General features: G+C 37.7%; 22 protein-coding genes. 19 read left to right on the top strand and 3 right to left on the bottom strand.

The window, feature by feature from the left end; all coding sequences use genetic code 11:
* Positions 1 to 155: 155 nt before the first annotated feature.
* Complete coding sequence (locus tag AC106K_RS22245; RefSeq protein ID WP_482447634.1) at positions 156 to 713, bottom strand: SPOR domain-containing protein; 558 nt, start codon at positions 711 to 713, stop codon at positions 156 to 158.
* 184 nt (positions 714 to 897) lie between these two features.
* Between AC106K_RS22245 and AC106K_RS22240 the strand changes: the two genes are divergently transcribed.
* From AC106K_RS22240 to ypfJ, 14 genes are all read left to right on the top strand, one after another.
* Positions 898 to 2,256 (top strand): c-type cytochrome, encoded by a 1,359-nt coding sequence (locus tag AC106K_RS22240; RefSeq protein ID WP_047098683.1) that lies wholly within the window; start codon positions 898 to 900, stop codon positions 2,254 to 2,256.
* Positions 2,257 to 2,279: 23 nt separating this feature from the next.
* Positions 2,280 to 5,342 (top strand): TAT-variant-translocated molybdopterin oxidoreductase, encoded by a 3,063-nt coding sequence (locus AC106K_RS22235; protein WP_482447633.1) that lies wholly within the window; start codon positions 2,280 to 2,282, stop codon positions 5,340 to 5,342.
* Positions 5,343 to 5,367: 25 nt separating this feature from the next.
* A complete protein-coding gene (nrfD, locus tag AC106K_RS22230; RefSeq protein WP_047098681.1) occupies positions 5,368 to 6,765 on the top strand; it encodes an NrfD/PsrC family molybdoenzyme membrane anchor subunit in 1,398 nt (465 codons plus the stop codon).
* A complete protein-coding gene (locus AC106K_RS22225) occupies positions 6,752 to 7,273 on the top strand; it encodes a DUF3341 domain-containing protein (RefSeq protein WP_047098680.1) in 522 nt (173 codons plus the stop codon). The genes nrfD and AC106K_RS22225 overlap by 14 nt, the downstream gene beginning before the upstream one ends.
* A 1-nt stretch (position 7,274) precedes the next feature.
* Positions 7,275 to 7,961, top strand: a complete 687-nt coding sequence (locus tag AC106K_RS22220; protein ID WP_482447631.1) for a c-type cytochrome — start codon at positions 7,275 to 7,277, stop codon at positions 7,959 to 7,961.
* An 8-nt stretch (positions 7,962 to 7,969) separates the two neighbouring features.
* Entirely contained in the window at positions 7,970 to 9,301 is a 1,332-nt protein-coding gene (locus AC106K_RS22215) for a hypothetical protein (protein ID WP_047098678.1), read from the top strand.
* A gap of 541 nt (positions 9,302 to 9,842) precedes the next feature.
* Entirely contained in the window at positions 9,843 to 10,859 is a 1,017-nt protein-coding gene (locus AC106K_RS22210; protein WP_482447629.1) for a hypothetical protein, read from the top strand.
* Positions 10,860 to 10,909: 50 nt separating this feature from the next.
* Positions 10,910 to 12,115 (top strand): hypothetical protein, encoded by a 1,206-nt coding sequence (locus tag AC106K_RS22205; RefSeq protein WP_482447628.1) that lies wholly within the window; start codon positions 10,910 to 10,912, stop codon positions 12,113 to 12,115.
* Complete coding sequence (locus AC106K_RS22200) at positions 12,116 to 12,652, top strand: adenine phosphoribosyltransferase (RefSeq protein WP_482447627.1); 537 nt, start codon at positions 12,116 to 12,118, stop codon at positions 12,650 to 12,652.
* Positions 12,653 to 12,874: 222 nt separating this feature from the next.
* Positions 12,875 to 13,582, top strand: a complete 708-nt coding sequence (locus AC106K_RS22195; protein ID WP_047098672.1) for a YfgM family protein — start codon at positions 12,875 to 12,877, stop codon at positions 13,580 to 13,582.
* Between the two features lie 3 nt (positions 13,583 to 13,585).
* The gene (gene ribH, locus AC106K_RS22190) at positions 13,586 to 14,104 is read left to right on the top strand and encodes a 6,7-dimethyl-8-ribityllumazine synthase (RefSeq protein ID WP_482447626.1); all 519 of its coding nucleotides are present in this window, start codon (positions 13,586 to 13,588) and stop codon (positions 14,102 to 14,104) included.
* A gap of 210 nt (positions 14,105 to 14,314) precedes the next feature.
* The gene (locus AC106K_RS22185) at positions 14,315 to 16,393 is read left to right on the top strand and encodes an LTA synthase family protein (RefSeq protein WP_482447641.1); all 2,079 of its coding nucleotides are present in this window, start codon (positions 14,315 to 14,317) and stop codon (positions 16,391 to 16,393) included.
* Positions 16,394 to 16,409: 16 nt separating this feature from the next.
* On the top strand, positions 16,410 to 17,285 hold the full coding sequence (locus AC106K_RS22180) for a hypothetical protein (RefSeq protein ID WP_482447625.1): 876 nt from the start codon (positions 16,410 to 16,412) through the stop codon (positions 17,283 to 17,285).
* A 78-nt stretch (positions 17,286 to 17,363) separates the two neighbouring features.
* Positions 17,364 to 18,227, top strand: coding sequence for a KPN_02809 family neutral zinc metallopeptidase (gene ypfJ / locus AC106K_RS22175; RefSeq protein ID WP_482447624.1), 864 nt, complete (start codon positions 17,364 to 17,366; stop codon positions 18,225 to 18,227).
* Between the two features lie 117 nt (positions 18,228 to 18,344).
* Here the strand turns inward: ypfJ and AC106K_RS22170 are convergent, their stop codons facing one another.
* Positions 18,345 to 19,193 (bottom strand): GLPGLI family protein, encoded by an 849-nt coding sequence (locus tag AC106K_RS22170; RefSeq protein ID WP_482447623.1) that lies wholly within the window; start codon positions 19,191 to 19,193, stop codon positions 18,345 to 18,347.
* Positions 19,194 to 19,406: 213 nt separating this feature from the next.
* On the opposite strand from AC106K_RS22170, the gene AC106K_RS22165 reads away from it, so the two are divergent.
* From AC106K_RS22165 to sufD, 5 genes are all read left to right on the top strand, one after another.
* A complete protein-coding gene (locus tag AC106K_RS22165) occupies positions 19,407 to 19,736 on the top strand; it encodes a HesB/IscA family protein (RefSeq protein ID WP_047098035.1) in 330 nt (109 codons plus the stop codon).
* 79 nt (positions 19,737 to 19,815) lie between these two features.
* A complete protein-coding gene (sufB, locus tag AC106K_RS22160; RefSeq protein ID WP_047098036.1) occupies positions 19,816 to 21,264 on the top strand; it encodes a Fe-S cluster assembly protein SufB in 1,449 nt (482 codons plus the stop codon).
* Positions 21,265 to 21,286: 22 nt separating this feature from the next.
* Positions 21,287 to 21,697 carry a hydroxyisourate hydrolase gene (uraH, locus tag AC106K_RS22155; protein WP_047098116.1) on the top strand — a complete coding sequence of 137 codons (411 nt, stop codon included), beginning with the start codon at positions 21,287 to 21,289 and terminating at the stop codon, positions 21,695 to 21,697.
* Between the two features lie 30 nt (positions 21,698 to 21,727).
* On the top strand, positions 21,728 to 22,471 hold the full coding sequence (sufC, locus tag AC106K_RS22150) for a Fe-S cluster assembly ATPase SufC (RefSeq protein ID WP_482447622.1): 744 nt from the start codon (positions 21,728 to 21,730) through the stop codon (positions 22,469 to 22,471).
* Positions 22,472 to 22,642: 171 nt separating this feature from the next.
* Positions 22,643 to 23,950 carry a Fe-S cluster assembly protein SufD gene (gene sufD / locus AC106K_RS22145; RefSeq protein WP_482447640.1) on the top strand — a complete coding sequence of 436 codons (1,308 nt, stop codon included), beginning with the start codon at positions 22,643 to 22,645 and terminating at the stop codon, positions 23,948 to 23,950.
* A gap of 69 nt (positions 23,951 to 24,019) precedes the next feature.
* Here sufD and AC106K_RS22140 read toward each other — a convergent pair whose 3' ends face one another.
* Positions 24,020 to 24,943 carry a DUF3078 domain-containing protein gene (locus tag AC106K_RS22140; protein WP_047098038.1) on the bottom strand — a complete coding sequence of 308 codons (924 nt, stop codon included), beginning with the start codon at positions 24,941 to 24,943 and terminating at the stop codon, positions 24,020 to 24,022.
* Positions 24,944 to 25,087 lie beyond the last annotated feature (144 nt).

Below are 25,087 nucleotides of genomic sequence, written 5' to 3'. Positions count from 1 at the left end.
TCCTCCCTTTGCTTTATTCTACCATAAAAACTCAAAAATATGACCCCCGAAAAATAAATTCATTGAAAAATATGAGTTACAAAAAAATACGCCCATAAAAAAGGCTGTCCTTTTGAGACAACCTCTTCGTTTTTTTATGTTGAAAAAATCAGTTCTTATTTTGCTTCAGCACAGAAAATTCTGTATTGTACCGCTACTGCAGATTTGAAATATTCTCTGATTCTGGAAAGATCTCCCGAAGCACTTTGCTTGGTAAAGTAACTTCCTGCCAAAATTTTATAATTCGGTCTTAAAGAAGCATCCGTTTCCACTTTCAGATTAGGAAATCTTTTTCTGAAATAAGATTTTACTTCGTTCGCTTCCTCATTGCTTTTTACCGTTGTAATCTGGATTTTATACCCTAAAATTCTTGGGTTTTTATTACAAATTTCAGCATTCGTAAGCTCTCTGTTGGGAGCAAAGATCTTAGGAGGTTTTGTGGTTGTTCCTGTAGAAATACCACTGTCATTATTCCCGGAATCTTTAGAGGGATTATTAACGGCAACCTTAGAACATTTGCCTTCAATTCCTTCCAGGGCAGCACTTATTTTGGAATCCATCGTCATGACAAGCTCCGTTCCCGAAAGGGTATCTTTTTTAACAACCTGCTGTGCTTCAATACTATAAAACCCAAATAATGATAATATCGAAAATATTTTAATCAAATTTCTCATTTAAACTTGTTTCCGCAAATTTATACAAATTAAAAAACTATACCAAACAGGTTATTTAGAATCAATACAAATTAAACGTAAATGATATTTTCCCTTTTCGATATGCCGTTAAATTTCTGTTAAAAATATTATTTTTGCGGAATTGATTGAATGTTCAATAATTTACTAACATAAGATAATTTAAATGATTAGTTGGAGAAAGCATTATAAAAAAACGTTGATCGCAATAGGCTTATTGCTATCAACCAGTGCTTCATTTTACGGGCAAGACGGCGATCCTAAAAACGGAGAGAAACTTTTCAAAGCGAATTGTACTGCATGTCACGCGCTGGACAAACAAGTTGTTGGACCACCATTAAAGGGGGTTGTAGAACGTGTAAAGACAGAAGGTGGTGTAGACAAAGATTGGCTTCACAAGTGGATCAAAGACAACAAAGCTCTGAGAGCTTCTGGGGACAAATACGCCAATGAGATTTTTGAGAAGTTTAACAAGACTGAAATGCAGGTCTTTCCAAATCTTACAGAGAAGGATATAGACGACATTTTAGCTTTCACTACTAATCCTCCGGCTCCGGAAGAGAAAAAACCGGAAGCAAATCCTGCAACTGACGCAACTGCGGCAGCTCCTGCAGACAAAACTACTACAAACGTTGTTATCATTTCACTTTTAGCGATTGCAGGTTTATTAGTTTGGATCTTAATTAAACTAAGACAATTAGTGACATTAGGCCAATCTGAAGAACTGGCAGGTCTTAACGAAACGAGAGTTCGTTCGTTCAAGGAAATGTATGAGAAGTTCCACTATGTAGGTAAAGCTTTATTGGCTATTCTAGCTATTTTAGCAGCTTACGGAGTATGGAACTGGCTAATGTGGATTGGGGTTTACAAAGGTTATAAGCCTGAGCAGCCTATCTACTTCTCTCACAAAATCCACGCTGGAGAACAGAAAATCGATTGTCAGCTATGTCACTCTAGTGCTAAATACGGAAAAGTATCTGAGATTCCTTCTATGAACGTTTGTATGAACTGTCACAGAACAATTTCTGAATACAACAAAGATCACTACATGGAGCCAGGAAAAGATAAGGCATTCTATGACGGAGAAATCCAGAAGATCTACGCTGCAACAGGTTGGGATCCTGCGAAACAACAGTACACAGGAAAAACACAGCCGGTTGAATGGACAAGAATCCACAACATGCCAGATTTCGTTTACTTCAACCACTCTCAGCACGTAATTGCTGGTGAACAAGCGATCATCAATTCTTTCAACAAAAAGAATCCTAACAACAAGATCGATGTTGTATGTAAAGCTTGTCACGGAAAAATTGATACAATGAATGTTGTTCAGATGGCTAACGACTTTACTATGGGATGGTGTATCGAGTGCCACAGAACGACTGAGGTTGATATGAACAACGGTTATAATAAAGAGTACTTCAAGAATCTACACGACAAGTTGAAAAAACAATATCCACAAGATGGAGGTAAAATCACTGTAGATGCAATTGGAGGTCTTGAGTGTGGTAAATGTCATTATTAATAACTAAAAAATTAGAAGTATAAATGGCTTCAAACAAAATACAATTCAGAAGTATTCATGAACTTAAAGATCCAGCTTTAAATAATAAGCTGGCTCAGAAAGAGTTTCAGGAAGAAATTCCGGTAGAAGATTTCCTTGGAGATGCTGAGAAAAACGGATCAAGTACTTCAAGAAGAGATTTCCTTAAATTATTAGGATTCTCTACAGCAGCAGTAACTTTAGCTGCCTGCGAAGCTCCGGTAATCAAAACGATTCCTTATGTGGTAAAGCCGCATGATATTATTCCGGGAATCCCTAACTATTACGCTTCAACATATTTTGATGGTTTCGACTTTGCCAGTGTTTTAGTAAAAACCAGAGAAGGTAGACCTATCAAAATTGAACCAAACCCGGCTGGTGGTGATTTAGGTAAAACTAATGCAAGAGCTCAGGCAAGTGTACTTTCTCTTTATGATAATGATAAAGTAAAGCAGCCTAAACTGGACGGCAAAGATGAAACTTTCGATAAAGTAGACAGTTTTGTTATTAAAGGTTTAGAAGAAGCAAAAGCATCAGGCAAAAAGATTGTGGTATTATCACACTCTTTTGCTTCACCAACTTTCAAAAAGTTATTTGCTGAATTCAAAGCTAAATATCCTACAGCTGAATTAGTAACTTTCGATGCTTTCCCTTATTCTGCAGGACTAGATGCTGCTCAGGAAGTATTCGGACAAAGAGCATTACCTGTTTATGACCTTAAAGGTTCTGAATTGGTAGTTTCTTTCCAGGCTGATTTCTTAGGAGATTATAACGCTTCAAGCTTAGAATCTTCTTACGCAGCGGCTAGAAAACCAGGAGCAAACATGTTGAGACACATTCAGGTGGAATCTAACATGTCATTAACTGGTGCTAACGCTGACTCAAGATACAGATTAAAACCAAGTGCTGTAAACAAAACTTTAGTGGAAGTTTACAACGCAATCGTAGGTGGTGGTACTTCTGATAAGACTGCTACTGAAATTGCTAACGAATTGAAAGCAAAAGGAAGCAAAGCTGTTGTTTTCGCTGATGGTTCTAAAGGAGCACAGGTTTTAGCACACTTAATCAACCAAAAATTAGGATCAGTAGCTTTCACAGGTAAAGCGAACTTCCTAAAAGAATTCAACGGGGCAAGATACCAGGAATTCCTAGGTTGGGTAAACGGTGGACAAGTTGGGGTATTAGTTACCAACAACGTAGATCCTATCTATGCTCATCCAAAAGGAGAAGACTTCAAAAAGTCTTTATCTAAAGTTCCTTATGTAATTGCTGTTGCTGATAAGAAAAATGAAATGTACAAAGCAGCTAAGGCTGTTATTCCAGTAGCTAACTGGTTAGAGTCTTGGGGAGATATTGAACCACAGACCGGAGTATATTCATTGATGCAGCCTACGATCCAGAAGATCTACAAATCAAGACAGATTGAAGAATCTCTATTGGTTTGGAAAAATGGTAAAAACAATGCTGCAAACAACTACTACGATTATTTAAAGGCAAGCTCTGCTTCTCTTTTAGGTGGTACTTCTTTCAACAAAGCATTATATAACGGTATCAATGCTTCTACTAACTCAACAACATTATCTTATGCAGGTGGAAACGCTGCTCAGGCTGTTGCTGAATTAGGAAACTTCAAAGCTTCAGAATTAGAATTAGTATTATACACTAAGACTTCTATGGGAGACGGTACTCAGGCAAACAACCCTTGGTTACAAGAGTTACCTGACCCAATCACCAGAATGTCTTGGGATAACTACTTGACAATTTCTCCAAAAGACGCAGAAAAGTTTGCTATCGATAACGATCTTAACGCGAGAATGCAGTTAGATGGTTCTATCGTAAACCTTACTGTAAACGGAGTAACAATAAAAGATGTTCCTGTATTTGTACAGCCAGGTCAGGCAGAAGGATCAGTAGGTCTAGCGCTTGGTTATGGTAAGAAAAACTCAGGAGCTACTGCTGATACAGGAGTAAACGCTTATCCTCTATTCGATGGTTCTAACCTTGCTATTTCAGGAGTTAAAATCGAGAAAACAGGAGAAGATCACGAATTCGCAGGTATCCAGCTTCAAAATACATTGATGGGTCGTTACGAAATCGCTAAAGAAGTTCCTTTAGCTGAATTCATCAACGTACCTTTCGATGACGAGCACAAAGGATGGAACAAGCCTTTGGAATATCACACAATCAGTGGAGCTCTTCCAGCAAGAAAAATCGACCTTTGGGATGCATTTGATGATACTGACGGTCCTCACTTCAACTTATCTATTGACTTGAACTCTTGTACAGGTTGTGGAGCATGTATCATTGCTTGTCAGGCTGAGAACAACGTTCCTGTAGTAGGTAAAGAAGAAGTAAGAATGTCTAGAGATATGTACTGGTTAAGAATTGACCGTTACTATTCTTCAAGACAAAAGGTAGAAGTATACGAAGGATTAAAAGAAGGAATGGCTGTACCTGAATTGTATGGTACTGCATTCAACAAAGAAGGAGGTGCATTGAACCACCCTGCTGATAATCCGGATGTAATCTTCCAACCAGTAATGTGTCAGCACTGTAACCACGCTCCATGTGAAACTGTATGTCCGGTAGCGGCTACTTCACACGGTAAGCAAGGTCAAAACCATATGGCTTACAACAGATGTATCGGAACCAGATATTGTGCAAACAACTGTCCGTACAAAGTAAGACGTTTCAACTGGTTTACTTATAACCTAAACGATAAGTTCGACTTCAACATGAACAACGATTTAGGAAGAATGGTACTTAACCCAGACGTAGTTGTAAGAACTAGAGGGGTAATGGAGAAATGTTCAATGTGTATCCAAATGACTCAGAATACAATTCTTGAGGCTAAGAAAGAAGGAAGAAGAGTGAAGGATGGAGAATTCCAGACTGCTTGTTCTAAAGCTTGTTCTACTGGTGCAATGACATTTGGAGACATGAATGATAAAGAGTCTGAAATTAGAAAGGTATATGCCTCTAACAGAAGATATTATTTACTAGAGGAGATCGGAACAAAACCAAACGTGTTCTATCACACTAAAGTAAGAAACAGAGTAGAAAAATAAAGTTTAAATAATAAATAGGTAAAAAATGTCAGGACATTACGAAGCTCCGATAAGGGAACCTCTAATTATTGGTCACAAAACTTATCACGATATCACAGAAGATATTGCACGACCTATCGAAGAAAGAGCAGGTAAATTATGGTGGATCTCATTATATGCTGCGCTAGTTCTATTCCTCTATGGATTCGGCTGTATCGCTTACACTATCGGGACAGGTATTGGAGCATGGGGGCTTAACAGAACTATTAACTGGGGTTGGGATATTACCAACTTCGTATGGTGGGTAGGTATCGGTCACGCCGGGACCCTAATCTCAGCAGTATTATTATTATTTAGACAGAGATGGAGAATGTCTGTAAACAGATCTGCAGAGGCGATGACGATCTTTGCGGTTGTACAGGCAGCAATCTTCCCTGTAATCCACATGGGTAGAGTTTGGGTTGGATATTGGGTATTCCCTTTACCAAACCAGTTCGGTTCTCTTTGGGGGAACTTCAACTCTCCTCTACTTTGGGACGTATTTGCGATCTCTACGTATTTCTCAGTATCAACTGTATTCTGGTTCATGGGACTAATCCCTGACTTTGCAATGATCAGAGATAGAGCTAAAACTCCTTGGACGAGAAAAATTTATACATTCCTTGCATTCGGTTGGGGTGGTAAAGCAAAACACTGGCAAAGATTCGAAGAACTTTCTTTGGTTCTTGCAGGTTTGGCAACTCCACTTGTATTCTCAGTACACACTACCGTATCTTTTGACTTCGCGACTTCAGTAATTAAAGGATGGCACTCAACAATCTATCCTCCTTACTTCGTTGCTGGTGCGATCTTCTCAGGATTTGCAATGGTACAGACCCTATTGTTGGTTGCAAGAAAAGTATGTCACCTTGAAGAGTACATTACAATGTATCATATCGAAATTATGAACATCGTAATCGTTCTTACAGGTGGTATGGTAACTGTGGCTTATGCTACTGAATATTTCATCGGATGGTACTCAGGATCAAGATTTGAAGACTTTACATACCTTTCACCGGGTGCTGCAGTAGGACCTTACTGGTGGGCTTTCTGGTCTTTGATTATCTGTAACCTTGTTGTACCAGCTTCTTTCTGGTTCAAGAAAGCAAGAACAAACATTATCTGGACGTTCATCGTTGCATTGATCATCAACATCGGTATGTGGTTTGAGCGTTTCGATATTATCGTTATCAACCTTTCTAGAGACTACTTACCAGGATCTTGGACAATGTTTAAGCCAACGATCATTGATGTGGGTGTATACTTAGGAACTATCGGATTCTTCTCTGTATTATTCTTATTATATGCAAGAACATTCCCTGTAATTGCACAGGCTGAATTAAAATCGATTTTGAAAATCTCAGGTGAAACTTATAAAGCAAAAGAAGGAGATGAGCACCACTAAAATTGTATACGGACTTTATGCTGACGACGACGATTTAATGAACGGCGTTAAAGCATTCAACGATAAAGGAATCAAAATAAACGAAGTCTATACTCCGTTTCCGGTTCACGGACTAGATAAAGCTTTAGGGTTAAAGAAAACTAGAATTTCTGATGCTGCTTTCATCTATGCCTGTTATGGGGTTACTATCGGTGCTACTTTGACCTGGTATGTAATGAACCACGACTGGCCTCAGAATATCGGTGGTAAACCAGCTTTTGACTGGGGACACAACATGCCGGCATTCGTAGTTCCAATGTTCGAATTAATGGTATTCTGTGCAGCTCACATGATGTCTTTAACTTTCCTGGTTAGAAACAAAATGTATCCGGGAGCTCCGGCTCAGAATCCTGATCCAAGAACTACTGATGATAAATTCATGATGGAATTCGTAACTGAAGATGTAGAATCTGTAAAGCAGTTGCTAATCGAAACTGGAGTTGAAGAAATAACTGTTAAAGACGCTTAAAATGAAAAAGAATGTATTAAGAATTACAGCAGTTTTAGGTTTAACAACAGTTTTACTTAACTCTTGCGGACCAAAGGAGAACACTCCACTGGTTTACTTCCCGGACATGTATTTTCCGGTAGCTTATGATCCATTGATGAAGGCTCAGGATGCGTATTCAGATCATGAAAATGAAATTCCTGCTTTCGTTAAAAATAGTGGCGCAACAGGTCTTTCTCCAGTAGAAGGATCAGTAGCTCAAAATAAAGATGGAGTTTTTGAAGAAGGTTTACTTCCTAAAAATGTAGATCAATACAATGCAGGATATGATGCTTCTAAAAAACTTACAGCTTCTCCTTTGAACCCGGCTAATGCAGCTAAGGATATTGAAAGAGGAAAAGTATTGTTTGATCACACTTGTGCTGCATGTCACGGAACAGGAGGAGATGGACAAGGACCAATCGTACAAAGTGGAGCATTCTCAGGAGTACCAAACTATGCTGACAGAGAGCTTACTGTAGGATCTGTTCATTATGTATTAACTAACGGTAGAAATGCGATGGGGTCTTATGCGGGACAATTGAACGCAGGAGACAGATGGAGAGTGGCTATGTATGTGATGAGTGCTTTCAAAAAAGGAGCAGCAGCACCGGCAGCAGCTACAGCGGCGGCACCAGCAACTGAAACGACTACCGAAACTAAAAAATAAGAAAAGAAATGTATAGTTTTTCACCAAAATTAAAATCAACTTCTCTAATACTTCTTGTTGTAGGTTTAGTTCTGTTCGGTATTGGTTTCTTTATGAATAAAGGACTTTCTACTGAGAAAATAGAACAAATGATGGAAGCTGTTCATGCTTCAGGTCATACTGCTCCTACACACTCAAGTGAAATGGTTGGACCACAAGACCACGCTGCTCACTTAGAGCACGCTGAACTTCAGGTTCACAATCAGCCATTGGCATCGTTACACTTTGTAGCTGTCTTTTTCTTTGGAGTAAGTTGTGCTGTATTGTTTTTTTACTGTATTCAGCACGCTGCCCACGCTGGTTGGCCAATTATTATTACAAGAGTAATGGAAGCTATTGCTTCTTATATTCCTTACGGAGGTGCAATTCTGGTTATTCTGATGATTTTAAACATCACTCACAATGGCCATTTATTCCACTGGATGGATCCGGAATTAACAAACCCTGAATCGGCTCACTTCGACGTTATTCTATTCGAAAAGAAAAGATTCTTAAACATACCATTCTATGCTATCAGAACGATCATTTATGTAGTAGGTGCTTCTTTCTTTGCATGGAAACTTAAAGCTCAGTCTAAAAAAGTAGATGATACTAAATCTAAAGTTGAATATCAAATGCTTTACAGATGGGCAGTAGGATATATCGCATTCTTCGGATTTGCTTCTGCAGCTTGGGCTTGGGACTGGTTGATGTCTATTGACCCTCACTGGTATTCTACAATGTATATCTGGTATTCAATGGTTAGCTGCCTATCAAGTGGTATTGCTGTAATCATCTTATTAAGTGTTTATCTTAAGAAAAATGGTTTCTTACCACAGTTCAATGACAACCACTTACACGATTTAGGAGTTTTCCTTTTCGCTACAAGTATGCTTTGGACGTATACATGGTTCGCTCAGTTCATGCTTTATTGGTATGCGAACGTTCCGGAAGAGGTTAACTACTTCTTCGGTAGATTCCAACACTACTCTCCTACTTTCTTACCAATGTTGATCATCAACTTCTTATTACCATTATTGGTACTAGTAAGTAGCAGCATTAAGAGAAACTACAAAGTTGTTACAACGATGGCAGTAGTAGTGATCTTAGGACACATCCTTGATTATTTCAACATGGTAATGCCAGGAACGGTAGGACCTTACTGGAACACTCCGGAAGTATTTATCCTGATCCTAGGAGCTTTACTATTCGTAATCGGATTATTTATGTTTACTGTACTTTCAGCTCTATCTAAACTGAAGTTGATTCCTACAGGAAACCCTTACTTACATGAATCTGAAATTTATGAGTATCCTTTCTAAGGACTTGTAACAGAAATAAACAAAAAGACCGGTCAATATGATCGGTCTTTTTTTATATATTTTAAAAGGTTCGAAGCTCATGAATTATAACTTCAGCAAGAATTTTGTGATACATAGAAAAAGTACCTTCTGCCGGGCAAGTATTCTATGCAAAGACTTCACTTAGTCAAAATTAACCTGTTCATGAGAATCTAAAAATTGAGCAATAGAAGACTCAAATTTATCCTGTAGAAAGTTAGCCAACTAAATATGACAAACAGAAAAACATCTACATCAGCATTGATTCTTCATAAAAATGAAAAATGATGTTTTATAGAAAATCGTTTTCACAACTACCTTTTCTTACAAAAAACTGAATTCGATCGTAGTATCCTTTATGAAGATCTGTAACAAAATAAAACTACAAAAGACTGATTGTGAAATGATCAGTCTTTTTGTATCATGAGATAAAACTTAATTTTTTCAGGCAACTGTTTTTAGTTTTTCCCGTCTTTACAATAAAGTCTGTTTTAAATATTTAACCCAAAAACAAAATACTGCTATGAAAAGAATATATCTGTTTTACATCATATTCTGTCTGATCTCAGTTTTCACCAATGCTCAGACCATTACTTTTGTTTCCGAAACCACCAATAAGCCGCTCTCCAAAGTTTCAGTATTCGGCAAAGACGGAAGTATACTTGCCTTTTCTGATATTGACGGAAAAATCGATAAACAGTCCTTATCCCCTTCTCAGGAAAAATTTCAGATTGTCTACAATAATTTCCCGGTAGCTAGTCTTTCTTATTCGGATCTGGACAAAGGTATTATCAGCATCAACGACAAAGTAAAAGAGATAGAAACTGTTGTTATCAAAAACAGCAAGCCTGCCAAATATATTATTGTAAAGGGGAATTTTAATGCCTATGTCACCATGAACAATAGGCTGAATAGTTATACGGATGGGATCATCACCTATGTTTTTGATAATAAGACCAAAAAACTGAAGAGCACCAATATTCAGCAGTACAGAATTTTTTATCTGGCAGATGCCCAAAATGAAAAAAAGAAAGTGTCCTCATGGGATACCAGCAGTTCATTAAAACTTCCCAGCCTTAAGTATGTAGGAAATCCTGAAGAGTATAAAACCAAAAGAAACGTCATCAAAGAATTGAAAGGAGATCAGAAAGACCAGATTGAAGTGACCGATGCGGTTCTTCAGGATAAGGAACTTTCCTTATTCGGATTCAGGCTTTACGATATAAAAACCATACTCAATATGTCTTTCGAAAAAAATTCTGAAAAAAACTTAAAGAATTTCTTAGAATTCAACGAAGTGATGTTTGTAAAACTTAAACATAAAAGTGAGCCGGATTACAATCAGATCATTGGGTACAATAATTTTTACCCTACAGAATTAAGCTTCAGCGATGATAAAGAGATTGAAAAAGTAAAATTCGACAGGGATTACAGCAACTACCAGACTCAGTTCTGGAAAGATCCCTCATTCCCGAATATGCAAACGATCTTCAGCAGCTTTTTTAAAGATGACCTGAAGGAAAAACAAATCAAAAAATAAAATCCTCTATTAATAAAGGTTTTATTAAATTTGCAACAAACCAAATAAAAATGAAAAAGTTTTCTTTTCTACTTGTTTTCAGTTTGTTGCTTTTTACAGCATGCAAAAAAGATCATGTAGATGCTACGAATACTAAAACGCTGCAGTCAAGTATCAATGATATGACTTCCAGCTTACCTACCATTAAGCAGATCAAGTTTAATGAAGCTCTTTATATCCTTAAAACATTTGGTGTAGAGGCAGACGGAGATGTAAATGAGCTAAAAGCCTTAGGAAAACTGATCAACGGGAAAAAAGTTCCTGAGATCATGACCCTGGCAGATGAAGTTGCACAGAAAAACGGAATAGAATGGGCAAGTACTGATCCGCCGTCATTAGGAGAAATGAATATCTTTGGAGATGATAAAGCGAAGGAAAGTGACCCTAATGATGTAAAAGCAGGATCATTGAGCATTGTAACAACTCCTACCGGAGATGACGGTACGGGAGCGCCTACAGCCATCCAGATTGTTCCGAGACTTGTAGATGCAGCAGGAAAACCGGTATCTTTCACAGGAGCTGGTCTGGAAGCTACATTAGAAGTTTTCAGCAACGGAGTAAGACTTTCTACAGCTAAAAACCTGATGCGGGATAACAACTTTAAAGGATTCAACTTAAAATTCTCATCAATTCCGGCTGCAAAAGTAGTTGATAATAAGATCGATATTACGGTTTCTGTAAAAACAACGGCTAAGACCTTTAAAATGTCAAAAGTAGGGCTTGATGTCAACGCTTCAGCACTGAAAGTTCCTGTAGTGCCTAAAACCGATACAACTGCTGTACCACAGCAGCCAAGCGCAGTAGTAGATCCAAACAATCCTACAGCAACTCCTCCGGCAACAACTACAGATCCGGCCGCGGCAACTCCTACAGCACCAGCTGCACCGAAACAGCCAACGGCAGATCCTAAAAATACCGTAAGTAAATTTTTGAACAATGTAAGTTCTCAAAATTTAAAAGCAGCTTACGAAACGGCCAACAACCCAAGCTGGGGAAGTTATGAGTCTTTCTCTAATCCCAACTCAGGTTTTGGAGCCATCAAAAATGTAAGTGTGAAAAACATCACGACAAGCGCAGCGAATGCCAATGGAGCAAGCGTAAACGCAACGTATGATGTGACAGATAAGGCTGGTAAAACAACTTCTCTTAAAGTAACTTTCGGACTTAAAAATGTAAACGGAGACTGGAAAATTTCCAGCTATAAAATCAACCCATAAATGGCTTCAGCAGAACTGATCAAAAAATTAGAAACTACCATTGAAAATATCCCTGATTTTCCTATTCCCGGAATACAGTTTAAAGATATTTCACCCATTTTTCTGAATCCGAAACTTTATGAAGAAGTGATTGCAGATCTTGTAACCTTCAGTAAAGGTAAAGTAGATGCAGTCTGCGGAATAGAAAGCCGTGGGTACCTGTTCGGAATCGCCATTGCCGTTGCTTTGGAAGTTCCTTTCATCCTGATCAGAAAAGCAGGAAAACTTCCTCCGCCCATCATTTCGGAAAGCTACGATCTGGAATACGGAAGCGCTGTTATCGAAACCCGTGAAGGACAAATAAAGCCAGGGCAGAGAATTCTGATTCATGATGATCTTTTGGCAACAGGGGGAACTACTGAAGCCGCAGCCAAGCTGGTAAAAAAGCAAGGTGCCACTGTTTCTCAATTCAGTTTCCTGATCGGACTGAAAGGTCTGAAAGGGGACGAAAAATTGAAAAAATTCAACGCAGAAGTTTACCACATTCTGGAATACTAGAATACTACATCATATGCTTCGACTCCGTTCAGCATGACAATGGCTAATGAAACCTTTAAAAAGGCAGTATTGGAAGTGTCATACAGAACGGAGTCGAAGCGTTTTTAATGGATTCAACATTAACAATTCACTCTATTTATTCACTTTTATCAATAATACTCACAAAGTATTTTGTAAATCTCTCAGAAACAATTAAATTTGCATTTCAATTTTTAAAAACTTATGGCAAAATTGGGAAAGACTGCTCAGAATGAGCAAGAAGGTAAAGAAACGGTTGAGTTCTTTAAAGACCTTGACAGAGAAGCTTTAAACACTGAAAGATTTGTTGAAAAATATTCAAAACCGCTAGGAATTGTATTTGGAGCTTTGATTTTAGGGGTTTTAGGATTCTTTGCTTACAAGCAATTTGTAATTGCTCCTAAGAACACTGAAGCTGTGAAAAGTTTCCTTGCTGCTCAAAAAAACCTTGCAGAAGGTAAAGATAAAGATGCATTAGGTGGAAAATCTGCAGCCAATCCAGGTTTTATAGGTACCGCTAATGAATATTCTTCTACTGAAATCGGTAAGCTTTCTTCTTACAATGCCGGTTTATTGAAATTCAAAGAAGGAAAATTCCAGGAGGCTTATGATTTGCTAGACAAATTCTCTTCTAAAAATAAAACCTTAATGGCCATGAAACTGGGAGCTATGGCTGATGCCAAATCAGGTCTTAACAAAAATGAAGAGGCGCTGACTTTATTAGACCAGGCAGCAACTGCATCTGATGACCCATACACTTCTTACTTTTTCACAAGAAAAGCAGGTTTGGTAGCTTTAGGGTTAAAGAAAAATGCAGAAGCTAAAAAATACTTCTCAGCAATTGACGAGAAATATCAGGACTACGACAACGGAATGTCTGATTCTTATATTGAAATGACTAAATATTACTAAAAAATGGCAACAGTTAATCTTTCCGATTACAAGCCACTTCATATAACTAATGCCGAAGATTTTTCTATCGGCATTGTTTTTTCTGAGTGGAATGATTTTGTAACGTACAATCTTCGTGATGCAGCTTTGGAAATCCTTGAAAAAGAAGGGGTAAAACCAGAAAATATCAAACTTTTCCCTGTTCCCGGAGCTTTTGAATTGAGCTATGCAAGCATGCAGCTTTGCAAAGAAAGAAAATATGATGCTGTGATCTCTATCGGATGCGTAATCCGTGGAGAAACACCTCACTTCGACTACGTATGTTCTGCAGTAGCACAAGGTATCAAGGATTGTAATATCATGACGGATACTCCTACCATCTTCTGTGTACTGACAGATGATACCCAGGAACAGTCTATCGCAAGAAGCGGTGGTGATCTTGGAAACAAAGGGGTAGAAGCAGCAGTAACCGCTTTAAAGATGATTGATTTCAAAAAGAAATTATCTGATAAAAAAGGAAATATCGGGTTTGGTCACTCTTAATTTTTGATCAATCTTACTACCATACAGGACTATTTTTTAATAGTCCTTTTTTATTGGGGTAATTAACCATACCTATTTCCTCCATCCTCCTCTCATTTTCTATTAAATAATTCATAAAATCTTATTAATAAACGCTATGTTTTGCTTTTTTTCCGCTATAAGTTGTACACAAAAACTATCTTTGTGAAAACTAATATAGATAGTCGATACATGTTTTTAAAAAAAATAAAACCGTTCCTGTATTTAGGAGTTTTCTACCTTATTATTTCATTGATAATAAGAACAGTATTCTTTTTTCATCCCATCACGACAGCCAGTTTTGGTTTTTTTGAGGTCATCAAAGTGCTGCTGGTAGGGCTTGTCAATGATATTTTCGTATTCATTCTGGCCAGTGCCATCCTTGCCCTTTATTTTCTGTTTCTATCCAATTCGAAATACAAAAAACCCTATGGGTATATTATTTTTGGAGCATTGGTTTTATTCTTCCTCTACATCTGGCTTATCCCCAACAATATTTTTAAGCAATATGGAGGATCTGTCACAGAAGTTGCCCTTGTTTTCGTAGGAATAAAGACTCTTTTCTTCGGATTGATGCTTTTCCTGCCTACCCAAAGGATAAAAATTCGCAATACCCTGTATTTTATTACATTATTGCTATATGTTCTTGTCATCATCTTCAATGGGGTAAGTGAATATTTCTTCTATAATGAATTTGGAGTTCGTTATAATTTCATTGCGGTAGATTATCTGATTTACACCAATGAAGTTATCGGGAATATTATGGAAAGCTATCCGGTTGTTCCTCTGTTTTCAGGAATCATGATCGTTACGCTTACCATTACATGGTTTATTTATAAGAAAACCAAGGATGAGCTGCTTGAGCTGCCTGATTTTAAACAGAAAATGGTTCTACTGGGATCATTTATCATTCTTTGTGCAGTCAGTCTGCTGGCTTTACCTTCTTTAATGCAGATCAAATCAGACAATGTATTCGCTGATGAAATTGAAGCCAACGGACTTCCTAAGTTCTACTGGGCTTTCACTCACAATGAGCTTGACTATTTCCAGTTTTATTCACAGCTTAATCAGCAACAGGCTGAAAAGAGTTTTTTAAGCCAGTTTCCACAGCATACATTATCCAGAAATATTGTCGCTGAACAGCCTGAAGTAAAGAAAAATGTAGTACTGATCTCTATTGAGAGTCTTTCTGCAGATTTCATGGCACATTACGGAAATACTCAGAAAATCACTCCGTTCCTGGACAGCCTTGCGGAAAAGTCATTGATGTTTACTAATCTTTATGCTACAGGAAACAGAACTGTACGCGGACTGGAAGCATTAACGCTTTGCATCCCTCCTACTGCCGGGGAAAGTATCATCAAAAGAAATGACAATAAAAATAAATTCACAACAGGAAATGTATTCAAATCTAAAGGATATGATGTAAAATTCCTATACGGTGGCTACAGTTATTTTGATAATATGCAGGATTTCTTTGGTGGAAATGGCTATGATATTGTAGACAGAAACAACTTTAAACCTGAAGAAATTACTTTTGCCAATGTTTGGGGTGTTGCTGATGAAGATATGGCTAGAAAGGCCATTCAGGTAATGAATGCTGAAGCTAAATCAGGGAAGCCGTTTTTCAATCACTGGATGACGGTATCCAATCACAGACCTTTCACTTATCCTGATGGAAGAATTGATATTCCGGGTACAGCAAAATCCCGTGAAGGAGGTGTAAAATACACCGATTACTCTCTTAAACTGTTTTTTGAAATGGCTAAGAAACAGGATTGGTACAAAAATACAGTCTTCGTTATTATTGCAGACCACTGTGCATCTAGTGCAGGAAAAACAGAGCTTCCGATGGATAAATACAGGATTCCTGCCTTGGTATTTTCAGAAGGATTTATCCAGCCTCAGAAGTTTGATACCCTGATGTCCCAGATCGATGTAATGCCTACCCTTTTCGGATTACTGAATTTCAGTTACAAGTCTAAATTCTTAGGCCAAGATGTCTTCAAAAAGGAATTCCAGCCTAAAGCTTATATTGCCACTTACCAGGATCTTGGATTTGTAAAAGACAATCGATTGACCATCATCTCTCCGGTAAAAAAGGTAAAGCAATACTCTCTGGAACTGGAAAAAAGCGATCTTGCTCCTGAATTTAAACTGTACTACAACGAGAAACTATTAAAAAATACGGATCAGAAACTGGTAGACGATGCAATTTCTGCTTACCAGTCAACATCATATTGGCTGAAAACCAAACAACTTAACCGATAATTTTATATTTTAGAATATGAAATATTCGTTTTTAAATAAGAGGATCACTTTCGGTGTCCTCTTATTTTGTTTTATCACCATACAAAGCCAAAAGCTTACCGTTATCAATAAGACCGGTGAGCCTCTAAGTGTCAATGACGGCAACCGGGAAATAAAAACCAATGCCAATCATAAAAAGGACTTTTCGGAAATAATTGCTGTCTCAATCAGCAATTCCAATCATCTCAAAAGATCAATAGAATTATTTTTAGAGCCAACAGAAAAATTAACCGTCACGGTAGAAAAAGATGATAAAGTAACTTATTCCGGGGACAAGGCTTCTCTTCATGAATATCTTAACGATCAGTTAAACGTTGATACTTTTGGAAAAATAAATGTCTATGAACAAATTGGAGAGAAGAAAAATATTGGGGAACTGAAAAATGTTTCTGAACTGCATCTCGTGGAAATTCTAAAAAAGGTAAAACTTTCCAATGTGCTTCTTTCTCCTGAAGATAAAATTTCAATAAAAAAATTAAAAAACCACATCAAATACAACTGGCTGTATACCGTATTTTTTACTTTTAGCAGAAGAGACAAAGCTTTCAGAACTGAAGCGATCAATTATTATTACAAAAAATATATGGAAACAGATATTGCCAGATATAACTGTAACAACGCTTTTCAGTACAGCGCTATTCAAACATTAGCAAAGAATCAAGAGCTTTTAAAGACTAAGCTTCCCCTCTACCCCATTGTAGAGCACACAGAGGATGACAACGTCAATCAGTACCTTCCTCAAAGCTGCCAGAAGCAGTATTTCCGTCAGAAATACAACTATCTTGAACATATCAATGGCCACAATAAAGAGTATTATAAAAAAATTCTAGTAGAAAAGTTCAATGATCAATAAACCCGAAAGCATTTGTAACTTAATAAATTATTATAAACTTTAATTTTATAAATTTACGACACAAAAAATGATATTATTATGAGATGGACAGACGACAGAGGCGGAAACGTTGATGACCGCCGTGGTTCCGGAGGCGGAGGCGGTGGTATGATCGTAGGCGGCGGGCTCGGAACTTTAATTATAGCTGCAATTGTTTTCTTTTTGGGGGGAGACCCTTCTGGTATTCTGAATTCCGGGAGCTTACAGTCTGCGGACAACTCAGGAGAAAGAAGAGAATTAACGGTTGAGGAAAAAAAGATCGGAGAAATGGTCAAAATGATGGCCGCATGGAATACCCAAACCTGGACTCAGATCTTTCGTGAAAATGGGATGACCTACAGTGATCCTGAAATCGTACTTTTCCAAAGTATTACAAATTCGGCTTGTGGTACTGCACAATCTACCATGGGACCCTTTTACTGTCCTGCCGATCAGAAAATCTATATGGATATGAGTTTCTTTGGGGAGCTGCAGCAACGATTCGGTGCCAAAGTAACAGAATTTACAGTAGCCTATGTTCTTGCTCATGAAATGGGCCACCACATACAAACCCTTTTAGGCACTACCCAGAAGGTAGATGCACTCAGAAGCAGTGGAGGATATTCTGAAGCAGAAATGAACAGGGTATCCGTAGCCACAGAATTACAGGCTGATTTCTATGCCGGAGTCTGGGCCAAACGTACAGACGACTCCAAGAAAATTCTTGAACCCGGGGATATTCAGTCTGCCATAGATGCTGCTCAGGCCGTAGGGGATGATAATATCCAGAAAAGATCTCAGGGATATGTCAACCAGGAAAGCTTTACCCACGGATCTTCTGCACAGCGTAAAGAATGGTTTATGAAAGGTTATAATACCGGAGATATAAGACAAGGTGATACTTTTAATCAGCTTTTGAAATAATCAATAGATTTAAATGATAAAAAATCCCCGGCGTGAAGTTTCACGCCGGGGATTTTTATTTGTAATCATCAAATTTAACCCTGACAGGTTTTGAAAACCTGTTAGGGTTCCTTTCAATTATTGTAATTCGATCGGATTAGAATTTTTCTTAGCATCTTCTTTTACCCTTTCTTCCATTCTTTTTCTCATATCAGCAGGGTTTTGGTCTCCACCGCCACCAGGTCCTCTTCCGCCACCTATTCTGGTTGCCGCAAATCCTCCTCCCCCTTGAGTCATGAATGACATTGGGTCAGTCTGAAACTTCTTTTGCTGCTTCAGATAATCAGCTCTTTTTACCTTTAGAGTATTTCCAAACTGGTTCAAAGTAGGGAATTCAGCAATCTTATAGTTTTTCATAAGATCAAAAGAATAATCACCTTTATCATCTTCTACTTTTACAATCAGACCGGGAAGTCCTCCGAACTTATACGGTCCATCCTGATAAGGAAGATCTGTAGTAAACCAGGCAGTCCATTTTCTTCCGCCAAAATCAGTTTCTGCCTTCTGCACTTTATACTCGCCTATTTTTCTGGTTTCGGAAGATATTTTCCATGTCATAGGTCTGTCTTCTTCATAAGAATAAATATCCCTGCCGATTCTGTCTTTATAATAAATCTTTTGATTGGCTTTATCTTTTTCAACAGAATAATTAATACTGCTTCTCAATCCCTCCATCTGATCTCTGCTAATGCTGGCTCTTCCACCACCACCCTGAAAAGCTTTTTGCATGATAGAATCTCTTTTGATCCTGTTTTCAGAATAAAAAACCGATTTTTCAGGAGAAATATCAAGATATGCATTTTCAGTTTTAACCTCAGATTTATTTTCTGCATCAGGTTTCATCGTCACCTGGTATACAAATCTGTTAGCCTGCGCAGAAATATGCTGCATAAAAAGCGCCAGAACAATAACACCTATTTTTTTCATTGTATATTTTCTTTATAGATGGAAAATACGATTTAAGGTTAAAATAGGAAACGGAATCTTCACCTCTGAAAAGAAAATTTATCGTATTTTAACATAAACAGGACTTCAGAAATCCCCTACTAATATCAGAATCATTAAAATAGATAGCTTCGATTTGAGATTGCGGAAATTAGTTCGTATTTTTGCATCATTAAATCATTCTAAATAAATACAATGATAAAAGTATCAGACTATGCAAAGGAGAAAGCCATCCAGTTGATGACGGAAGATGGTTTTAACCCTGCTGAAGATTATATAAGAGTGGGTGTGAAAAGTGGCGGATGCTCTGGTTTAGAGTATGTTCTAAAGTTTGACAACCAAAAAACAGACACCGATCAGATTTTTGAAGATAATGATATTAAAATTATCATTGATAAAAAATCCATTCTTTATTTAGCAGGAACTACTCTTGAATATTCAGGAGGATTGAACGGAAAAGGGTTTGTTTTCAACAACCCGAATGCATCCAGAACATGTGGATGTGGCGAATCATTTAGTCTTTAGAGAAAGACATAAGATCTAGATTACACTGCTCAGAATTTCTGATCCCTGTAATCTATAATCTGAAATCTAAAAAAATATAATGAGTAAATATACTGAAGACGATTTAAGAGTCGATCTAGAAAATAAAAAATACGAATTCGGTTGGGAAACGAAGATTGATTACGAAGATTTCCCGATTGGTTTAAATGAGGACATCATCCGTGCGATTTCTGCTAAAAAAGAGGAACCTGAATGGATGACTGAATGGCGTTTGGAATCTTTCAAAATCTGGCAGAAAATGGTAGAGCCTGAATGGGCAAATATCAAATATGAGAAACCTGATTTTCAAGCCATCCGTTACTACGCTGCTCCAAAAGCAAAACCTGAGCTGGAAAGCCTTGATCAGGTAGATCCGGAATTATTGAAAACTTTCGAAAAGCTTGGAATCAACATAGAAGAGCAAAAAAGACTTTCAGGGGTAGCCGTAGATATTGTTATTGACTCAGTTTCTGTAAAGACTACTTTTCAGGATACATTAGCAGAAAAAGGAATTATTTTCTGTTCAATCTCTGAGGCGATTAAAAACCACCCTGACTTAGTAAGAAAACATCTTGGAAAAGTAGTTCCGAGAGGAGATAATTTCTACGCAGCACTGAATTCCGCAGTATTCTCTGACGGAAGTTTCTGCTATATTCCTAAAGGCGTAAAATGTCCGATGGAACTTTCCACTTACTTCCGTATCAACCAGGCAGGAACAGGTCAGTTTGAAAGAACCCTTGTGATTGCTGATGAAGGAAGTTATGTGTCTTATCTTGAAGGATGTACAGCACCATCAAGAGACGAAAACCAGCTTCACGCTGCTGTAGTGGAACTGATTGCATTAGACAATGCTGAAATCAAATATTCAACAGTACAGAACTGGTATCCTGGTAATGAAGAAGGAAAAGGAGGGGTATTCAACTTTGTAACGAAAAGAGGACTTTGCGAAAGAAACGCAAAAATCTCATGGACACAGGTTGAAACAGGTTCAGCAGTAACATGGAAGTATCCTTCTTGTATCCTGAAAGGTGACAACGCTATCGGAGAGTTCTACTCTATCGCTGTAACGAACAATCACCAATATGCTGATACAGGAACAAAAATGATCCACATTGGTAAAAATACCAAGTCTACTATCATTTCAAAAGGGATCTCTGCAGGAAAATCTCAGAATTCATACAGAGGATTGGTAAAAGTAATGCCTTCTGCAAAAGGGGCAAGAAACTTCTCCCAGTGTGACTCTCTATTGATGGGTAATGAATGTGGAGCACATACCTTCCCTTATATTGAAATCAAAGATCCTTCTGCACAGCTGGAACATGAAGCAACGACTTCAAAAATCGGGGAAGACCAGATTTTCTATTGCAACCAGAGAGGAATTGATACGGAAAGAGCAATTGCTCTGATTGTAAACGGATTCAGTAAAGAGGTATTGAATAAACTTCCGATGGAATTTGCCATTGAAGCACAGAAACTTCTGGAAATTTCATTAGAAGGATCAGTAGGATAATCCACAGAAAAAGATGATCGCTATGAAGAAGTTGTTATTAGCATTTTTTGGATTGATTTTCTTCAGTCTTTCTGCTCAGGAAAAGACAGGATTTCAGCTTTCGAGCCATATTCTGGATATTTCGGAGGGCAAACCAGCCGGAAAAGTAGAAATAGAACTGGAGAAATTTAATGAAACTACTAAACAATGGGTTTCTATAGGTAAAAAGCAAACTGATAATAATGGCAGGGTTTCAGATTTTTTACCTTATCAAAAGACTGGTAATAACGGGAAATACAAACTTATATTCTTTGTAGAAGATTATTACAAACATAAAAATATAGAAAGCTTCTATCCGTCAATTGAGGTGGTATTCAAGATCAAGGATAGTGAACATTATCATGTTCCGATCACTTTATCGCCATTCGGGTACTCCACGTACAGAGGAAGCTAATACAATTATAAAAAGAAAAAGTTAGCAAGAATGTTACAAATTAAAGACCTTCACGCCAGAATTGAAGATGGCGCAGAAATATTAAAAGGCATTAATCTTGAAATAAAGCCGGGTGAAGTTCACGCTATCATGGGGCCGAACGGAGCCGGTAAATCTACCCTTTCTTCTGTAATCGCAGGAAAAGAAGATTACGAAGTGACGGGTGGAAAGATTCTTTTCGAAGGAGAAGACATCGTTGAGGACGCTCCTGAAGATAGAGCACACAAAGGGATCTTCCTTTCTTTCCAGTATCCAGTGGAGATTCCGGGAGTTTCAGTAACGAACTTTATCAAAGCTGCTTTAAACGAGACAAGAAAAGCAAACGGATTGGGAGAAATGCCGGCAAAAGAAATGCTTGCCCTGATTCGTGAGAAATCTGAAAAATTAGGAATCAAAAAAGATTTCCTTTCAAGATCATTGAACGAGGGATTCTCAGGAGGTGAAAAGAAAAGAAACGAGATCTTCCAGATGATGATGCTTAATCCTAAATTGGCTATTCTGGATGAAACCGATTCCGGATTAGACATCGATGCTTTAAGAATCGTGGCAGACGGAGTAAACCACTTCAAAAACGAAGGAAATGCAGTTCTTTTGATTACCCACTATCAAAGATTGCTAAACTATATCCAACCTGACTTCGTACACGTTTTAGCTAACGGAAAAATCATCAAAACAGGTGATAAGTCTTTAGCTCTGGAACTTGAAGAAAAAGGTTACGATTGGCTTCTTAACTAAGAAGGAAATCGATTATTTCGGAGATCAAAAATTTTTCGCTGTCATTCTTTGTGAAGTGTAGCAAAATACAGAATCTCTATTATTGAAAATTGGGATTCCTTGTTTCCTGGAATGACCATATTTTAGTTCAAATAAAAAGAAAAAATGGTGCAAACCACAGATATACCAGTAATGGCATTAAAAGAACAAATTATAGAAAACCATAATGGGTTTTTGGAGAGTCTTCGTCACAGATTTCTGGATGAGGAGAGAAAAACAGCTCTTCAAAAGTTTGAAAATATTGGTTTTCCGACAAAGAAAGACGAAGAATATAAATATACCAATCTAAAGGAGATCACGGAGAAAAACTATAATTTTTTCCCGAATGAGCACCATAATATTACTAAGGAGCAGTTTGACCAATTACACCTGGGTGAGGAAAACTTTGATTGGATCGTTTTTGTAAACGGTAAGCTTCACAAGGAACTTTCGAAAGTTTCTATTGAAAATGTAGAGTTTCTTTCATTCAATTATGCATTGAATGATGACAAGCATAAAGAGGTTTTTGAAAAATATTTCAACAGCATCGCTTCAAAGGAACAGGCTTTTACCAATCTTAACCTTGCTTACTGCAAATACGGGTTCTTCCTTAAGGTTCCTAAAAATGTAGTGATTGAAAAACCGATTCACGTTTTCTACATTTCTCAAAATCAGGAAGAAAACACATTCTATAACACGAGAAACTTATTGATCGTAGAAGAAGGGGCAAAAGTAGAAGTTATTGAAAGTCACCACAATTTTGACAGCACGTATGTACTGACCAACTCTGTGACAGAGATCTTCACTTATCCAAATGCAAAAGCAGACTGGCACAAGCTTCAGAATGATAACAATACATCATATCTTATCGATAATACTTTCGCAAAACAGGAGAAAGACAGCTTAACGACTGTGAACACATTCTCTTTCGGAGGTAAACTGGTAAGAAACAACCTTGATTTTATCCATAACGGATCTAATATCAACTCATTTATGAATGGTATTACAATCATTGGAAAGGATCAGTTGGTAGACCACCATACGGCAGTTCACCACAACTTCCCGAACTGTGAGAGTTACCAGAACTACAAAGGAATCTTCGATGGCAATGCACACGGAGTTTTCAACGGGAAAGTTTTTGTAGATAAGATTGCTCAGAAAACCAATGCTTACCAACAGAACAACAACGTATTGCTAAGTGAAGGAGCAAGTATTGATACTAAACCTCAGTTGGAGATCTTTGCAGATGATGTAAAATGTTCTCACGGATGTACAGTAGGTCAGCTGAACGAAGATGCCCTGTTCTATCTGAGAGCCAGAGGAATCTCTAAAAAAGAAGCTCAGGCATTACTTTTATACGCTTTTGCCAATGATGCGATGCAGAATATCGACATTGAGCCTCTAAAAGAAAAAATTTCTAAGCTATTGGCTGAGAAATTAGAAGTAGATATAGAGTTTTAAACATTATATATATTGATACATAAAGCACTCCAGAAACGGAGTGCTTTTTTGTAATCTAATCGATTGGATTTATTTTTTCAACCAGCTTTGATTGTCTTTATTATCCGAACGTTTCTTTCCGTTGTCTATATTGTAAGCAAATCCTACCCCCAATGTCTGCTTCAGCTGTGTTTTCCAGATCTGGTTGTGATCATACAGCAGATCCAGGGTAATATTGGATGAAATATACTTATTGATTTTCATATTTAAAATAGCACCATAGGCAAGCACCAATCTGTCTGGATGATCCAGATAATTTGAGAATACCGAAGCCGTATTGGTCAGGTTAATATTCTCCATAATCTTGATCTTATACATAGCCGTTCCCAGGAAACCGAACTGGAATAATGAAGAATCTCCATCATTTTTAAGCCCATAAGTTCCTGCGGTCTGAAGATCTTTATCCAGTACAAAAGTCCATCTTGCGTTGGCCGGGCGTAAAGTTACCGTCAAATTATCATTAGGACGATAGGTAACCCCTGCTCCAAGATTCAGGTATCCCGGCGCAAAGAAATTGGATATTTTCTTAGCATCTGGATTATTTCCGTCCTCATAGCCCGGAGCAAATTGTGTCTGAAGACTTGCCCCCATAGAATAATACCAGTTTTTGGCAAATTCTCTACCATAGTTTGTAGAAAGATTAATAACGTCCTGTGTTTTCCTTACTCCTGTACCCTGGGTATTATTTTGTCCATAGCCGAGAATGATAATATTTTCCCAAAGATCTTTACCTTTTTCATATGTCAGGTTGTAATTGACACCGGCAAGCCATCCTACATTGTTGGCTCCACCACCTACCCAGTTTGAAAAGGCAGCCTGATTAAGCATCAATGTATTTTGTCCCTGAATAGACCAAGCTTTAACGGTATCTGCTGCCGGAGCATCTGATTTTGTTTCCTGAGCTGTTACTAGAGCTCCGAAAGAAACGGAAGCGATCAATAAAAGTTTTTTCATAATTAAGGATTTATACAAATGTATAAATAATAATCTACGCCAGGATAAAATTCACTTTAAAATGAATTTAACATATTCAAAAAATCGCTTGTAACAAACTGTCTACAAACACATAACTCAACTTCACCAGCAGCCCCAAACTTA

The sequence above is a fragment of the Chryseobacterium sp. FR048 genome (assembly GCF_056844665.1).
This window is presented reverse-complemented; position numbering and strand designations above follow the sequence as displayed.

What these genes read in the sequence shown, in the direction of transcription:
- AC106K_RS22140 (WP_047098038.1), bottom strand. Translation starts at nt 24,943, where the DNA reads ATGAAAAAACTTTTATTGATCGCTTCCGTTTCTTTCGGAGCTCTAGTA.
- AC106K_RS22195 (WP_047098672.1), top strand. Translation starts at nt 12,875, where the DNA reads ATGGCAAAATTGGGAAAGACTGCTCAGAATGAGCAAGAAGGTAAAGAA.
- AC106K_RS22225 (WP_047098680.1), top strand. Translation starts at nt 6,752, where the DNA reads ATGAGCACCACTAAAATTGTATACGGACTTTATGCTGACGACGACGAT.
- sufB (WP_047098036.1), top strand. Translation starts at nt 19,816, where the DNA reads ATGAGTAAATATACTGAAGACGATTTAAGAGTCGATCTAGAAAATAAA.
- AC106K_RS22170 (WP_482447623.1), bottom strand. Translation starts at nt 19,193, where the DNA reads ATGAAAAAAATAGGTGTTATTGTTCTGGCGCTTTTTATGCAGCATATT.
- AC106K_RS22240 (WP_047098683.1), top strand. Translation starts at nt 898, where the DNA reads ATGATTAGTTGGAGAAAGCATTATAAAAAAACGTTGATCGCAATAGGC.
- AC106K_RS22215 (WP_047098678.1), top strand. Translation starts at nt 7,970, where the DNA reads ATGTATAGTTTTTCACCAAAATTAAAATCAACTTCTCTAATACTTCTT.
- AC106K_RS22185 (WP_482447641.1), top strand. Translation starts at nt 14,315, where the DNA reads ATGTTTTTAAAAAAAATAAAACCGTTCCTGTATTTAGGAGTTTTCTAC.
- AC106K_RS22245 (WP_482447634.1), bottom strand. Translation starts at nt 713, where the DNA reads ATGAGAAATTTGATTAAAATATTTTCGATATTATCATTATTTGGGTTT.
- AC106K_RS22200 (WP_482447627.1), top strand. Translation starts at nt 12,116, where the DNA reads ATGGCTTCAGCAGAACTGATCAAAAAATTAGAAACTACCATTGAAAAT.
- ypfJ (WP_482447624.1), top strand. Translation starts at nt 17,364, where the DNA reads ATGAGATGGACAGACGACAGAGGCGGAAACGTTGATGACCGCCGTGGT.
- ribH (WP_482447626.1), top strand. Translation starts at nt 13,586, where the DNA reads ATGGCAACAGTTAATCTTTCCGATTACAAGCCACTTCATATAACTAAT.
- AC106K_RS22210 (WP_482447629.1), top strand. Translation starts at nt 9,843, where the DNA reads ATGAAAAGAATATATCTGTTTTACATCATATTCTGTCTGATCTCAGTT.
- AC106K_RS22180 (WP_482447625.1), top strand. Translation starts at nt 16,410, where the DNA reads ATGAAATATTCGTTTTTAAATAAGAGGATCACTTTCGGTGTCCTCTTA.
- sufD (WP_482447640.1), top strand. Translation starts at nt 22,643, where the DNA reads ATGGCATTAAAAGAACAAATTATAGAAAACCATAATGGGTTTTTGGAG.
- sufC (WP_482447622.1), top strand. Translation starts at nt 21,728, where the DNA reads ATGTTACAAATTAAAGACCTTCACGCCAGAATTGAAGATGGCGCAGAA.
- uraH (WP_047098116.1), top strand. Translation starts at nt 21,287, where the DNA reads ATGAAGAAGTTGTTATTAGCATTTTTTGGATTGATTTTCTTCAGTCTT.
- nrfD (WP_047098681.1), top strand. Translation starts at nt 5,368, where the DNA reads ATGTCAGGACATTACGAAGCTCCGATAAGGGAACCTCTAATTATTGGT.
- AC106K_RS22165 (WP_047098035.1), top strand. Translation starts at nt 19,407, where the DNA reads ATGATAAAAGTATCAGACTATGCAAAGGAGAAAGCCATCCAGTTGATG.
- AC106K_RS22205 (WP_482447628.1), top strand. Translation starts at nt 10,910, where the DNA reads ATGAAAAAGTTTTCTTTTCTACTTGTTTTCAGTTTGTTGCTTTTTACA.
- AC106K_RS22220 (WP_482447631.1), top strand. Translation starts at nt 7,275, where the DNA reads ATGAAAAAGAATGTATTAAGAATTACAGCAGTTTTAGGTTTAACAACA.
- AC106K_RS22235 (WP_482447633.1), top strand. Translation starts at nt 2,280, where the DNA reads ATGGCTTCAAACAAAATACAATTCAGAAGTATTCATGAACTTAAAGAT.